At 68.5% G+C, this 14030-nt stretch carries 14 protein-coding genes and 1 tRNA gene; 7 read left to right on the top strand and 8 right to left on the bottom strand.

Annotated features, from left to right (window positions below; translation table 11 throughout):
- The first annotated feature begins 1 nt into the window (after window position 1).
- Window positions 2–73 (top strand) — tRNA-Arg (locus tag N912_RS0138825).
- Window positions 74–215: 142 nt separating this feature from the next.
- On the opposite strand, the gene N912_RS65360 is transcribed toward N912_RS0138825, so the two are convergent.
- The gene (locus tag N912_RS65360; protein ID WP_211261552.1) at window positions 216–380 is read right to left on the bottom strand and encodes a hypothetical protein; all 165 of its coding nucleotides are present in this window, start codon (window positions 378–380) and stop codon (window positions 216–218) included.
- Between the two features lie 746 nt (window positions 381–1126).
- Here N912_RS65360 and N912_RS0138835 point away from each other — a divergent pair.
- The 5 genes from N912_RS0138835 (at window position 1127) to N912_RS62780 (ending at window position 4917) form a co-directional block, all read left to right on the top strand.
- A complete protein-coding gene (locus N912_RS0138835) occupies window positions 1127–1591 on the top strand; it encodes an SRPBCC domain-containing protein (protein WP_028926671.1) in 465 nt (154 codons plus the stop codon).
- A 75-nt stretch (window positions 1592–1666) separates the two neighbouring features.
- The gene (locus N912_RS66100; RefSeq protein WP_051581409.1) at window positions 1667–2134 is read left to right on the top strand and encodes an SRPBCC domain-containing protein; all 468 of its coding nucleotides are present in this window, start codon (window positions 1667–1669) and stop codon (window positions 2132–2134) included.
- A 97-nt stretch (window positions 2135–2231) separates the two neighbouring features.
- On the top strand, window positions 2232–3005 hold the full coding sequence (locus N912_RS0138845; RefSeq protein WP_028926672.1) for a DUF899 domain-containing protein: 774 nt from the start codon (window positions 2232–2234) through the stop codon (window positions 3003–3005).
- 197 nt (window positions 3006–3202) lie between these two features.
- Window positions 3203–3631, top strand: a complete 429-nt coding sequence (locus tag N912_RS0138850; RefSeq protein WP_028926673.1) for a VOC family protein — start codon at window positions 3203–3205, stop codon at window positions 3629–3631.
- 497 nt (window positions 3632–4128) lie between these two features.
- The gene (locus N912_RS62780) at window positions 4129–4917 is read left to right on the top strand and encodes an alpha/beta fold hydrolase (RefSeq protein ID WP_084211585.1); all 789 of its coding nucleotides are present in this window, start codon (window positions 4129–4131) and stop codon (window positions 4915–4917) included.
- A gap of 175 nt (window positions 4918–5092) precedes the next feature.
- Here the strand turns inward: N912_RS62780 and N912_RS0138870 are convergent, their stop codons facing one another.
- From N912_RS0138870 to N912_RS0138890, 5 genes are read right to left on the bottom strand one after another with little or no spacing between them, the layout of a single operon-like run.
- Complete coding sequence (locus N912_RS0138870; RefSeq protein ID WP_028926675.1) at window positions 5093–5794, bottom strand: GntR family transcriptional regulator; 702 nt, start codon at window positions 5792–5794, stop codon at window positions 5093–5095.
- Window positions 5795–5813: 19 nt separating this feature from the next.
- The gene (locus N912_RS57380; protein WP_051581412.1) at window positions 5814–7574 is read right to left on the bottom strand and encodes a thiamine pyrophosphate-binding protein; all 1761 of its coding nucleotides are present in this window, start codon (window positions 7572–7574) and stop codon (window positions 5814–5816) included.
- Window positions 7571–8842: an MFS transporter gene (locus N912_RS0138880; protein WP_028926676.1), complete on the bottom strand. Its 1272-nt coding sequence runs from the start codon at window positions 8840–8842 to the stop codon at window positions 7571–7573. Before N912_RS0138880 ends, N912_RS57380 begins: the two co-directional genes overlap by 4 nt.
- Before the next feature lie 44 nt (window positions 8843–8886).
- Complete coding sequence (locus tag N912_RS0138885; RefSeq protein ID WP_028926677.1) at window positions 8887–10374, bottom strand: NAD-dependent succinate-semialdehyde dehydrogenase; 1488 nt, start codon at window positions 10372–10374, stop codon at window positions 8887–8889.
- 5 nt (window positions 10375–10379) lie between these two features.
- The gene (locus N912_RS0138890) at window positions 10380–11219 is read right to left on the bottom strand and encodes a phytanoyl-CoA dioxygenase family protein (protein ID WP_028926678.1); all 840 of its coding nucleotides are present in this window, start codon (window positions 11217–11219) and stop codon (window positions 10380–10382) included.
- Window positions 11220–11817: 598 nt separating this feature from the next.
- Between N912_RS0138890 and ligM the strand changes: the two genes are divergently transcribed.
- Window positions 11818–13209: a vanillate/3-O-methylgallate O-demethylase gene (gene ligM / locus N912_RS0138900; protein WP_037068910.1), complete on the top strand. Its 1392-nt coding sequence runs from the start codon at window positions 11818–11820 to the stop codon at window positions 13207–13209.
- A gap of 268 nt (window positions 13210–13477) precedes the next feature.
- On the opposite strand, the gene N912_RS67215 is transcribed toward ligM, so the two are convergent.
- Together N912_RS67215 and N912_RS64100 are read right to left on the bottom strand one after the other, a co-directional pair.
- Window positions 13478–13729, bottom strand: a complete 252-nt coding sequence (locus N912_RS67215) for a Pycsar system effector family protein (protein WP_483826447.1) — start codon at window positions 13727–13729, stop codon at window positions 13478–13480.
- Complete coding sequence (locus tag N912_RS64100; protein WP_156994301.1) at window positions 13653–13925, bottom strand: Pycsar system effector family protein; 273 nt, start codon at window positions 13923–13925, stop codon at window positions 13653–13655. Before N912_RS64100 ends, N912_RS67215 begins: the two co-directional genes overlap by 77 nt.
- Between the last annotated feature and the right edge of the window lie 105 nt (window positions 13926–14030).

Raw genomic sequence — 14030 nt, forward strand, 5'->3', positions numbered from 1 at the left:
GGCCCCCGTAGCTCAGGGGATAGAGCACCGCCCTCCGGAGGCGGGAGCGCAGGTTCGAATCCTGCCGGGGGCACCCTTCCGTGACCAGCCGAATCAGGCGTTGACCTGGGCGAACAGCCCTCGTGCCGGAGCACGGCCTGTGCCACCAGATGCCACCAAAAGCCGCCGCTTTTCACTGTCTACGGAACAGGCACGGAACGGATTCCAGGGCACGGCTACGCTTCGCCGGCCCCGTTCGAGTGATCCTCATCGCCGTCATGGAGCGCACACGTGATCAGCCGGTTGTTGCGCTCCCGCCGGCCGTCGAGGCACTTGGCGTACCAGCGGAACAGCACCTCCACGCTGTCGCCCGCGCGCTCGGCCACGTCGGTGGGGTCCATGCCGCTGTTGAGCCAAGGGCTCAGCGCCGCGTGTCGCAGATCGTACGGGACGCCGGCCAATGGGCTGTCGACTTGTTCCGGTGTGAAGGCGAGCTGCCTGGCTTCTTGCCAGATCGGCGAGTATGGCGATGGTGGACGCGTGTTCCTCGGGTGGTTCATCCAAACCGTCGGGGAGCAGTGCCCATCTCATCGCGGCTCGCGCGGCCAGCGGGTCTAGTTGTGCGGCCTCGTCATCCAAGAAGGCGAGCGTGGCGGTCGCCAGGGCGTCGACCACACCTTCCCGCGTCTTGGCCGCGTCGTCTTCCCATCGCTCCGAGACGTACTTGCGGGCTGGATCGAACCACTTGAGCGCGCGTTGCGGTGGCGCCGCGTCCCGGGTGGCTTGGAGCATCGACGTGGGCAGGCCCGTGCTGATTTCGAACAGCTCGCCGTGCTTGGCCGCCTGAAAAGGTCGGATCGAAAGTTCTCCGCCAGTGGTGATGTCAGGAATGACGAACCTGGCTCCGATACTGCGCCACCCCGGGGTCCGGACGAGGAAGGTTGCCGTGCACGAGATCGCTGCGCACTCCGTACGTCCTTGTCCTCCGAGCGATAGGACGCCAGCTCGGCGAACACCACCAGGAATCCGGCACTGACGGCCAGCCCCACGAGGATGACGCGGCTTACGCAACCAGAGGTTGCGTTGGCGAGGCGCGCTCGATACGGTGAAACGCAACCGTTGGTTGCATTGAAGCCGGGAGGGGCACATGGAGTACGGACGAATCGAGCGGGAGCTGCGCATCGACGCCACCCCCGAGGTGGTCTACGAGGTGATCAGCTCTCCGGAGCACGTGCGCGAGTGGTGGCCCGACGAGGCCGAGTTCGAGCCGGTCCCCGGCGCCACCGGCACGATCAGCTTCGGCGACCCGGCCGCGCCGGACGCGAAGGTCGAGCGGTTCACCGTCGTGGAGGCCGACCCGCCGCGCCGGTTCGCGTTCCGCTGGGTGTACGACAAGGGCGAGTCGGCAGCCCCGGGCAACTCCCTGCTCGTCACCTTCGACCTCGTGCCGTCCGGCGAGGGCACGCTGCTGCGCTTCGAGGAGACCGGCTTCCGGGAGCACGGGTGGGAGGCCGCCGTGCTGGAGGAGACCTACCTCGCCCACGTCGACGGCTGGAACCTCTTCCTCCCGCGCCTGGTCACGTACGCCAACAGGCTGGTCACCCGGCCATGAGCACGGCCATGAGCACCGCGATCGACGACGACCTGTGGTCCGCGGTCGGCGACCACGCTCAGCGAGCGGCTGCCCGTGACCCGGCAGGCGGTCGCCAAGCACCTCGGTGTGCTGGACCGCGTCGGCCTGGTGCACGTGAAGCCGGCGGGGCGGGCGCGCCGCTACGAGGTGGGCGCCGAGTTCACCTACCGGCACCCGCCCCGGCGCGAGCGCCACGCCCAGCACTACAGCCTCCAGCGCGTGGTGGAGCTCGAGCCGCGCCGGCGCGTGGCCTGGCGGGTCACCGACAGCCACTCGCCCGGCGTCTCGGAGCCGGAGGAGTGGACCGGCAGCGAGATCGTGTTCGACATCGTTCCCGCGCCCGGCGGCACCGAACCGCGGTTCACCCACGTCGGCCTGGTCCCGGACGTCGAATGCTTCGACGCGTGCTCCACGGCGGCGTGTCATGAGTTGGTCACAGAAAGTTATCGCCGCTCGATGTCGTTGTCTCGAGATCTAGTTCGTCGGTGGGGTAAGCGACCACCCCGAACGGAAGAGCTATGAACATCGACACGCACCGCGGCAGGTCCCGCACTCTCGCATGACCCGTTGGCGACGACTCAAGCACGTCATCCACCCACGAAACAAAGGCGGAGAATCCATGACAACACCCCGAATCGTGTCCCGACAGGAGTGGGACGCCGAGCACCAGCGACTACTGGTGAAGGAAAAGCAACTGACCAGCGCCCGGGACGCCATGGCCGCCGCCCGCCGCCGCATGCCGTGGCTGGCGGTAGACCAGCAGTACACCTTCGAGGGCACGAAAGGGACGATGAGCCTGCTGGAGCTGTTCGGCGGGCGGCGTCAGTTGATCGTGTACCGCGCGTTCTTCGATCCTGGCGTGCACGGCCAACCCGACGGCACCGCCGGCGTCGAGCACGGGCGTGCCTGCTTTGGATGCTCGATGATCGCTGACCATGTCGGCAACCTTGCCCACCTCAACGCCCGCTCTACCACGTTCGTCTTCGTCTCGCGCGCACCCCAAGCCGACATCGCCCGGCTGAAGCAGCGGATGGGCTGGACCATGCCTTGGTACACCCTCACCGACAGCTTCGACAAAGACTTCGACGTCGACGCCTGGCACGGCACCAACGCCTTCATCCGCATCGGCGACACGGTCTACCGCACCTACTTCATCAACGGTCGCGGCGATGAGGCATTGGGTAACACCTGGAGCTACCTGGACATAACCGCCCTCGGCAGGCAGGAGAGCTGGGAGGACTCCCCGCCCGGATACCCGCAGGCGCCGCCCTACCAGTGGTGGAGACGGCACGACGAATACCACGACGCACCAACGGCACCCGCCGAACGATGGAACCCCCGAACAGCACACGGCACCGGGCCGGAGTCTCCCGGTGGCGAGGATCGTCGATAGTGGCACCGCGGTGTCCGGACAGGGATCCCCACCGGACACCGCGGACGTCGAATGCGCGCTCGATCAAACCCGGGCCGACTGGACACGGCTACGCCCACGACGTCGCGGTCACCAAGACCCCCCACGTTATGTGCGTACCGGGTTTTGAGGTGCCGCGGGGTTTACAGATGATGGGCAGGGCTGGCATTCTCCCGAACATGCCTCGACAGTTTCAGGTTGTCATCGACTGCCACGACCCGGATCGGATGGCCACCTTCTGGTCCGCGGCCCTGGACTATCGGATTGATCCAGCTCCGGCTGGCTATAACAGTTGGATGGACTACCAGGTCGGCCTGCGGTTCCCGGAGAACGAGCGGGTTCACTTCGCTGCGGTGCATAACCCGCATGGGCCGGAGCGACTCTGCTTCCTCGCGGTGCCGGAAGGCAAAACCGTCAAGAACCGGCTGCACTTGGACATTCAGGCGACCTCTCCGGATGACTCGCCGGAGCACAAAATCGAACGGGTCGACGCGGTAGTGGCCGAACTCCACGGCATCGGGGGTACCGCTCTGCGAACCGGCCGCGAGCGCGGTCAGTACTTCGTAACCATGGCCGACGTCGAGGACAACGAATTCTGCGTACACTGACCAGTACCGAAATCTTGCGGTTTGGGGACGAGCACGCAAAGCCGGACCAGTCCAGCCCCAGAACGGAAAGAGCGCCCTCGCTCCGGCCACAACAACCACAGCCCTCAAGCCACTTGCGGAGCTGGACCAGCTATCGAATCGTACCGAGTACTTCGAGATGCGAAAAATCTTCCCGTCCGCCTCCGACATCGCATTCGCGGCGAAATACCACGTGCCGACGCACACGGTGTACACACCATACCTCGTGCTCAACCACCCAGCCGGACGGACGATCGCAAACCCCACGTTCTCAAGCGGCCAATACTCAGCCGCCTCACGCCTCAACTTCGAGATCAGAAACGCCACCCACATCCAAGACAGCAACTACCGCTGCCAACTAGCCGCGATAACGAACGGCGTCGAGTTCTGGCTCCAAGACGTCACCACAGAGGGAGACGGGCAACTGGCGCCCCTTCACTGGTAGCCGCGGGTACCCCTCACAGTGCCCAGCACCTCCTATCCCACCAAGGCCTGGACCCGAGGCCCGTGATACGGGCACCGGCAACTCGAGCGGCCAAGGCCGCGAACCGGCGCCGAGCGATGTCAGCCGTGGCGCGGGTAGAAGGCGCGCCCGGCCATCAGCCGGCGGGCGGTCCGCCGACGTCGGACCGTACGGCGTCGAGGACCACGCCGACGACGCCCTCGCGGTCCTCGACGCGCTTGGAATCAACGCCGTTCATGTCGCGGGAGGCTCGATCGGCGGCGCTATCGCCATCGCGCTCGCCGCCCGTGCACCCGCCAGGGTGCGTGGCATCGCAATGTTCGGCAGCGCGCTCTCGCTCGGGCTCACCACCGACGCCATCGAGGACATGGCAACCGACGTCCACGCTGCCGGGGTCCGCGAGTTCTTCCGCCGCCAGGCGCGCACGGTGATCGCTCCACGTTCCGCCCCGTGGATAGCCGACCATCTTGTCGATCTCGCCGAAGGACCGCCGCGATCGCCTCGCGACCCCGGGCTTGTCGCGGCGGTGCTGCGAGACGGCCTGGCCACCGATGTATCGCACCACGTCGACAGGGTGCGCTGCCCCGTTCTGGTAGGGGTTGGAGACCACGACCCCACCTGCCCGCCAACCGAGGCGGCAAGGCTGGCCGAGGCCTTCCACGTCGAACCGGTGATCCTGCCCGATACCGGCCACCTGCCGATGCTCGAACGCCCGGAGCTCGTGTCGAAACATCTCCGGTCACATTTCGCGGCGGTGGCAGGTGGCCACGGCCGGGGGCACCGGTCGGTGTTTCGCCGCTGTTGATCCAGACGCTTTCAGGCGAGTTCACCGGTCATACCGCCACGGTTCGGACCGTGCCCGTAGCCGAGCTGAAGGGCAGCTTCGCCCACGGGCACATCGACGGCATTCCGGCGTTCCGCGGCCGTACGATCGCGGGTTGGTCTGGAGCTTCGTGGCTTGGCTGTGGGCGGGTGGGTGGTCAGAGCATCCGTTCTCGGATGATGCGGAAGCCGTTTTCGACGTGGCTGCGGGCGATGTGTTCGGCGAGTTCAGCGTCTCCCTCGCCGATGGCGTCCAGAATCTTGTCGTGGTCGGCGAAGGCGTCCAGGAGCTCGTCGGATGAGTACAGCCGGGCCATCTCGTAGTTGAAGTAAACGCTGCGGGAGCGCTGGATGAGGTCAAGGATCCAGGGGTTCGACGCGGCGCGGCTCACGTCGTCGTGGAAGACGTTGTTGACCTCGACGATCTCGCGTTGGAGCCGGGTCGGGTCGTTGCGTCGCTTGGCCGGGATGTCGATGCGCGCGACCGACCTGTGGTAGCGGGTGGCCATCTTGGTGACCTCGGCGGAGGTGATCCGTTGCGCGGCCAGCCGGGCGGCGTATCCCTCCAGCGCCGCCCGGGCCTCGTAGAGGTGACGGATCTCGGCGAGCGAGTGCTGGTAGACCACCCAGGCCCGCCGGCTGGAGACGATCAGGCCGTCGGCCGCGAGGCGCTGCAGCGCCTCGCGGACCGGGGTGCGGCTGACCTGGAGCCGCTCGGCGATATCGGTCTCGATCAGCCGGTCGTTCGGCCGGATGGCCCCGCGCAGGATGTCGTGCCGCAGCCCGCTGTAGACCTCGGCGGCTCGCGTTCCCGCGCCGTCACGCCGGGTGGACGCGGCTCCGGCACCGTCCTTGACCACCGTGCGAGGCTACCTCCTGTCAGTACACCGGCCGGGCGGCGTCACCGGCGAGTGCGTCGTGCCAGGACGCGACCGGTGGCACCTCGGAGATCTGTTCCGGCACTGGGACGTCGAGGTAGAGGGGCGCGTCGCGATGTCCGACGCTCGCGGCGAGCCGGGCCAGCGAGTCGACCCGTTCGGCCTGGATGCCGAAACTTCGCGCGGCGGCGACGCTGTCCACCGGCTGCAGGTCGACGCCGAAGTATCGGCGGCCGTAGTACAGATGCTGCAGCATCTTGATCCACCCGAACGACCCGTTGGTGAACTGGATGAACGTGATGTCCAGCCGGAGCGCGGCGGCGGTTGCCAGCTCCCCGCAGGCCATCGTGAAGCTCCCGTCGGTGGTGATGCAGATGACCTTGCAGCGGGGGCGGGCCAGCGCGGCGCCGACCGCCGCCGGTATCGCGTAGCCCATCGGCCCATGGCCCCGGGCGATGAGGATGCTCCGGCCGGCCTCGTGGGTGTCCAAGTCGGCCGCGAGCAGCGGTGTCGGGGTGCCGCAGTCGGCCACGATGACGGTGTCCGCTGGCATCGACTCGTGCAGGGTCCGAATCACCGACAGCGCGCTGAGCCGTCCTTGCGATACCACGGCGGGGGCGTCGCGCCGTTCGCGCCAACCCCGCCGGTGGGCGGCGAGCTGGCCGGCACGGTGTTCGCGCACGGTGGTGGCCTGCTCGGGCAGCCGGCCGTGCAGCGCCTGCAGGGCGGCCCGCGCGTCGGCGGTGATGGTGGTGGCCTTCGGGTAGTTGGGTGGGGCGTCCGGGTCGATGTCGACTCGGTAGATCGCCGCCGCATCCCGGGAGGGGCTGTGGAAGCTGTTCGTGTCCGTCGCGTTCGCCCTGGTCCCGATCAGCAGTGCCAGGTCGGAACCGGCGACGTACTCGTTGACGTAGTCGCGCCCGCCGTTCGCGCCGACGACGCCGAGGCTCCAGTCACCGTCCTCCGGATAGGCCCCTTTGCCGTGGATGGTGGTGGCGACCGGGCACGCGGCCCGCTCGGCGACCGACGCCAGCGCCGCCCAGGCGCCGGAGAGGTGGATGCCGGCGCCGGCGACGATGACCGGCCGCTTCGCGGTGGCCAGGTCGGCCGCGAGCTGGGCCAGGTGCATGGGTTCGGGCTCGGGCCGGTGCTGGGGGACGGTGGGGCGCGCCTGGCGGGTGGTGGCGGTGGTGGGCGCGGCGAGGACGTCCTCCGGGACGATCAGGGCGACCGGGGCCGGGCGGCCGGAGGTGGCGTGGTGGACGGCCTCGCGCACCGCGTCGGGGATCTGCGCCGCGCAGTCCACCCGCAGGCGCCACTTGGTGACCGCGGCGAAGAGCTGCTCCTGGTCGATCTCGGTGAGTGCCCTGGTGCCCCGGCTGCCGGTGTGGATGTCCGAGCTGATCACCAGGACCGGGACGGACGCGGCGTACGCCTCGCCGAGCCCGCCGATGCTGAACGTGGCTCCCCCGCCGCTGGACACCTCGACCACGCCGACGCTGTTGGAGCAGCGGGCGTAGGCGTCGGCCATGGTCGCGGCGTGCCGCTCGTCGCGGGCCATCACGTGCCGGACCTCGTGCTGGTGGGCCAGTGCCTGGTAGAGGTCGACGCCGGTGTCGCCGGGCACGCCGAACACGGTCCGGACGCCCACCGCCGCCAGGCAGTCGACGAGCAGCGCCGCGCCCGTGCGCGGGTTGCCCGTCGGGGGGCGGGTGGTGGGTTCGGGGCTGGTCGGGGCGTTGTGTTCGGTGGACTGGGTCATCGGTGCTCGTGCTCCTGGTGAGTCGGTAGCGGTGCGGGAGGGTCAGTCGGCCGGTCAGCGACTCGGATGTCCGCGCTGGAACGCTCGGCGAACAACCAGCCGCCGAGCCCGACCGCGAGGAACAGCGCCGCGCTGACCAGCACCACGGCGAAGAATCCGGTGCTCGCGGCGAGCGCGGCGGCCGCGAACGGGACGACGAAGACGAAGGCCCTGCCGATCTGCATGGCCGTGGACACCCCGGTGCTCCGGGTGCTGGTCGGGAAGACCTCGCTGAACAACGGGCCGAACACGGTGGGGCCGTTGGCCCCGAAGAACAACACGAAGAACGGGATGAGGATCCACCCGGTGCCGATCAGGCGGTCGAAGGTGGCCGCGGTCGCCAGCCCACCGACGACGGCGACCATCATCAGCGCGAGCAGCGTCTTGCGCCGCCCCCACCTGTCCAGCACGAACGACCCGGCGATGTTGCCGACCAGCCCGCCGAGGCCGATGAAGAACACCCACCACGAGGCCTGGGCGAAGCTGAGCCCGCGCTTGACCAGCTCGCTGGGCAGGTAGGTGGCCAACCCGTAGTAGCCGCAGAAGTAGACCGCTCCGACGGCCGAACACAACAGCAGCGGCCTGACGAAGCCCGGCTGGCGCAGCTCGCGCCACGCCTCGCCCCAGGTCCGCCGCCCTCGGTGCTGGCTCCGCCAGACCTCGGACTCGCCGGTGGTGGCCCGGACGAAGAACGCCAGCAGCGCCGGAAGCCCGGATATGGCGAACGTCCAGCGCCAGCCCACGGCCGGCGCGAGGTAGCCGCCGACCAGCGCGGCCATCATGATGGCGAGGAAACAGCCGCCGAAGACCAGGCCGCTGAGCAGGCCTCGCCGGTGCGCCGGCGCCGTCTCCGCCACCAGCGCCTGCCCGACGCCGTACTCACCGCCGATGCCGATCCCGGCGATGACGGTGAGGATCACCAGCACCGGGTAGTTCGGCGCGAACGCCCTGGCGAAGGTGGCAACGGCGAACGCGACGATGGTGGCGATGAGGATCGGGCGACGCCCGTACCGGTCGGCGAGCATGCCGAACAGCAGCCCGCCGACCGGCAGCGCGATCAGCTGCCAGGACAGCAGGGACGCGGCGGTGACGCTGGACAGCCCGAACTCGGCGGCGATCGGGATCAGGAGGAAGGTCAGCAGGAACACTTCGTAGTAGTCGAACACCCACCCGATGAAGGCGGCGATCGCGGCGTTGCGCGCTGACTTCTGAATACGGTTGCTGTGCACAAGAGGTTGTCGTGGGTGAGTCACTGTCGTCCTGCCTTCTGGGCCTATGGGTTGGCGCTGGCGATCCCTTCGATGCAGAGGTACTTCGTCTCCACGAACTCGCCGATGCCATGCCGGGAGCCCTCGCGCCCGACGCCCGACTGCTTCATCCCGCCGGCCGGCGCGAGCTCGCTGGACATCACGCCGGTGTTGATGCCGACGGTGCCGTACTCGAGCCGCTCACCCATCCGCCAGGCCCGCCCCAGGTCGCGGGTGAACACGTTGGCCGCCAGCCCGTACTCGCTGTCGTTGGCCAGCGCCACCACCTCGTCCTCGCCGGCGAACCGCAGCAGCGGCGCGACCGGCCCGAATGTCTCCTCCCGCGCGACGGTCATCGCCGGGTCGACGTCGGCGAGCACCGTCGGGTCGACGTAGCCGCCGCCTCGCCGGTGCTTGCTGCCGCCGGTGAGCACCCGGGCACCGGCCGCGCGCGCCTGCTCCACGTGCGCGAGAACCTTGGTCACGGCGCGGTCGTCGATCAGCGGGCCGATCTGCACGCCCGGCTCGAACCCGCCGCCCACCGGCAGCTCCGCGACGGCGGCGACCAGGCGCTCGGCGAACGCGTCGTAGATCGCCTCGTGCACGAAGACGCGGTTCGCGCATACACAGGTCTGGCCGCTGGCGCGGAACTTCGAGCCGATCAGCCCGTGCACGGCGGCGTCCAGGTCGGCGTCCTCGAACACCACGAACGGCGCGTTGCCGCCCAGCTCCAGGCTGACCCTGCTCACCGTCGCGGCGGCCTGCGCCATGAGCAGCTTGCCGACCTCGGTCGACCCGGTGAAGGTGACCGCACGGGTCAGCCGGTGCCCGGCCAGCTCCCGCCCGATCGGCTCCGGATCCTGGCCGGTCACCACGTTGACCACACCGGGGGGAAACCCGGCCCGCTCGGCGAGCACGGCCAGGGCCAGCGCAGTCAACGGGGTCTGTTCGGCCGGCTTGAGCACCACCGGGCAGCCCGCCGCCAGGGCCGGCGCGATCTTGCGGGTCACCATCGCCAGCGGGAAGTTCCACGGCGTGATCGCGGCCACCACGCCGACCGGCTCGGTGAGCACCACGATCCGCCGGTCCGGCCGGTCGGACGGCACCACCTCGCCGTAGAGCCGGGTGGCTTCCTGGGCGTAGAAGTCGATGTAGGACGCCCCGAAGGTGACCTCGCCACACGCCTCGGCGTACGGCTTGCCCTGCTCCAGGGTCAGGATCGTGGCGAGCTCCTCGCGGCGGGCGACGACCAGGTCGAACCAGCGGCGCAGGATCGCCGCCCGCTGCTTGGCGGTGTGCCCCCTGGCCCAGTTCTCCCGTGACGCCTCGGCGGACTCGATGGCCCGTCGGGTCTCGGCGGCGCCCAGATCGGCGACATGGGCGATGACCTCGCCGTTGTCCGGGTTGGTTACCGGGAACGTCCGCCCGGTCTCACCCGGCTGCCACCGGCCGGCGAGGAATGCCTCGGTCCGCAGCAGGTCGGCGGACGGGCGCGCGACGGCCACTGTGGTCATCGTGTTCACCGCGACCGCCCGGCGGCCGCCAGGCCGGGGAGCACCGGCTCGTCCAGGACGGCCAGCGGCTTCGGGTCGTAGTTGGCGATGTACGCGTTCGCCGTCTTGCGCCGGCTCTGGGTGATAGTGGGGGCGTTGTCCAGCCGGTTGAACGCGAAGTAGGCGTTGCGCCGACCATGCGCCGACCGGTTCGCGGTGGAGCCGTGCACCAGGTTGCCGGAGAAGATCGCCACCGTGCCGGCGGGGCCGACATTGGCGAACACGCCGTTGGCCAGGGCCAACCGGCTCACCGCCGGGTCGGGCACCACATGCAAGGCGTAGCTGGTGGTGGCCTCGTCGTACTCGGGGCGGATCAGCCCCTCCTTGTGCGAACCCGGGACGAACCGCAGCGGCCCGTTCGCCTCGTCGGTGTCGTCGAGCATGATCAGGACGGTCAGCACCTTGTGGTCGTCGCCGTCCGGGACCCCGTCCTGCTCCCAGCTGGCGTAGTCCTGGTGCCACTGGAACACGTCACCTTCGAAGGCGACCTTGTAGTTCAGCCGGGACTGCAGCAGGTAGATCTCCGGCCCGCCGAGCAACTGGCCGACCGGCTCCAGCACCCTCGGATCCCGGCACGCCGCCGCATAGGCCGGCGAGTCGATCTCCATCGCCCAGGCCGCCCGGATGCGCCCGTTCTTCTCGTAGGTGTTGGCCTCGGGGTGCCCCCGCTGCTCGGTCTGGAGCAGGTCGGCCTCCTCACGCAACAACGTGACCTCCTCGTCGCTGAACAGGCCCGTGAGCACCACGTAGCCGCGCTCGTCGTACTGCCGCAACTGATCGTCCGAGAGTCGCACCATCGCCTCCATGTCGATCTACCTTTGTATGCAGAATGTATGCTGAGCAAGTAGACTTGCAGCTCAGATGCCATCTATAGAAGCAGTCATCGGCGAATATCGCAAGACTCTTTGCATGCAAGAGGTCCGAAATCGTCAGGACGATCTTGGTTGGAGCGGTCCGCGCGGCGCGCGGATACCACCGCCGATGCCAGTGGGCGCGCTCGCGGCACGGACCCGCCCGGCCGGCGTACGGGGGCATCCGGCGGTGTCTGTGGATCACCGACCGCGTCGTCGCGGCGGGCCGATCCGGGACGTCGACCGGCTCGACGCGGCAAGCGCCGTCACCTGAGTCACGGCTGGCCGCCGCGTTGGGCCGCGCCGAGCCGTCCGGCGTCGCCGATGCGCTGCGCCAGCTCGCGGAGAAGGTCGGCGCGACGGGCTGCCCAGCGGCGGGGTGTCCATCTCCACCCTGACCTACGCCACGCCCCGCGAGCGGCTGCTCGGCTATCAGCCCGCCCTCGCCGCCACCGTCGAGCAGGTGGCCGCGCTGACCGGCGGATAGGTCGAATGACCTACGACGAATCGGCCCGCAAGCCCTGATGGACCGGGCGAGACGCACCTAGTGTCGCTGGGCGTGAAGAACCTGCAGGACGTGCTCGATGACGCCGGGAACCCCGTAGACCTGCTCCGGAACTCCCAGCTCGGGGCGTATATCTACCCCGTCGTGCCGGCCGAGTTCACGAACTGGCGACGCGAGGTGATCGCCTGGCGTGAGGCGGCGGTGTTGTTCGACCAGACGCACCACATGGTGAACCTGTTCGTCTCGGGCCCGGACGCGCTTCGGCTGCTGTCCGAGACCGGGGTCAACAGCATGGCGAGGTTCCCGGTGAACTCGGCCAAGCAGTTCGTCCCGGTCTCGCCAGAAGGCGGCGTGATCGGTGACGGGATTCTCTTCCGGCTCGCGGAGGAGGAGTTCGTGTTCGTCGGGCGAGCCCCCGCCGCCAACTGGCTGACATTCCGCGGCTCCGACACGTACAACGTCGACATTCGCCGGGACGAACGGTCTCCGTCACGACCGTACGGCAAGCCGGTCACCCGCGAGGTGTGGCGCTTCCAGATCCAGGGCCCGAACGCCTGGGCGATCATCGAGAAGGTCAACGGCGGCCCGGTCGAGCCAGTGGGCTTCTTCCGCATGGGCTACCTGAGCGTCGCCGGTGAGCGGGTCCGAACCCTGCGCCACGGCATGGCCGGCGCGCCCGGCCTGGAGATCTGGGGCCCCTACCGGACCTACGACAAGGTGCGCGATGCCCTCCTCGAGGCGGGGCGCGAGTTCGGTCTCGAACCGGTGGGCGCACGGGCGTACTCGTGCAACACCCTGGAGTCGGGCTGGATACCGTCACCGCTGCCGGCCGTCTACTCGGGCGAGGCGCTCCGCCCCTATCGGGAATGGCTCGGCGCGGACGGCTACGAGGCCACGAACGCGCTGGCCGGCAGCTTCGTGTCCGACAAGATCGAGGACTACTACCTCAACCCGTGGGAGCTCGGGTACGGCTCGTTCGTCAAGCTCGACCACGACTTCGTGGGACGGGACGCGGTGGCGGCGATCGACCCGCACGCCCAGCGACGCAAGGTCACGCTCGCCTGGAACGCCGACGACCTCGCGCGGCTCCTCGCCTCCCCCGCCGACCCGACCGGCCCCGGCTACCAGTTCTTCGACCTGCCCAACGCCAACTACGGCTCATCCAACTTCGACTCGGTGCTCGACGCGGACGGCAACCTGGTCGGCCTGTCGCTGTTCACCGGCTACAGCGCCAACGAACGTGCCGCCCTCTCGCTGGCCACGGTCAACCCCGACCTCCCGCTCGGCACCGAGGTACGGGTGATCTGGGGCGAGCCGGACGGTGGCACCCGCAAGACGACCGTCCAGCCCCACGAGCAGCTCGCGGTGCGGGCCGTCGTCAGCCCGGCGCCCTACTCCGCCGTGGTCCGCGAGAGCTACCGGCCCCGACGGCACGGATGAGGACGAGGACGAGGACGAGGACGAGGACGAGGACCGCGATCATCGGCGACCCGTGCACACTGCGGAAGGTGGCCGATCTCAAAGTCGGCATCTCCCGCGCCGGTAAAGTCCGATCAAGCTCGCGGCATCGTATCGGCGAGCACCTTATACAGCTTGCGACCAACGGTTCGCTGATCATGTGGAGCTGACGCGTTCCCTTCCTCGTCAGCGCCATCATCGGCCGGTCGACGTCTATGAGTGGATCCACCCTAGGAAACGAATTCGACACCTAGAAAGGTAGGGTCGCAATACCGACTGCAACAATTCCACTCAATGCCAACGTGAGAGAGAACTGAACGAGCCGGTACTCAACCCAGTTCGACCTGCTCATCCTAACCACTTGACCGACGAGCGTTTCCAGCTCTTCGTCTGGGCGAATTTGCGGCACGCACTCCTCCAGCTCATCAGGCGCCCAATGTCGAAGGTGACCAAAGACGAGCAATTGACTCCAATACTGATCGCCGATGCTCTCTAGTCGCACCCAGACGAGGAAACACCGCCAACCCCGCCGACACCATCGCCAACAATATTTCCACGATCGCGCCGAGCACCAACAGATGGCGCCACCCGTCGCCCTTAGCAAGTGTTCCAATCTTTCCGCTCGCCGCGACGATCGTGAACAGAGCACCGCCCTCCAACGCCAACAGGATCGATCCTTTGGTGTCGACTTTGTTCATCCATCTCTCTTGCGCAACGTAGAGTTTTCAGGCGAACTTCGTAGGACTGCTACGATCGCTCGTGTGCGGCTGGTGGCTAACGAATACCTGTGCCCGTCGTCGGTT

It is taken from the genome of Actinospineispora acaciae DSM 45401, from assembly GCF_000620785.1.
GTDB classification, from domain to species: domain Bacteria; phylum Actinomycetota; class Actinomycetes; order Mycobacteriales; family Pseudonocardiaceae; genus Pseudonocardia; species Pseudonocardia acaciae.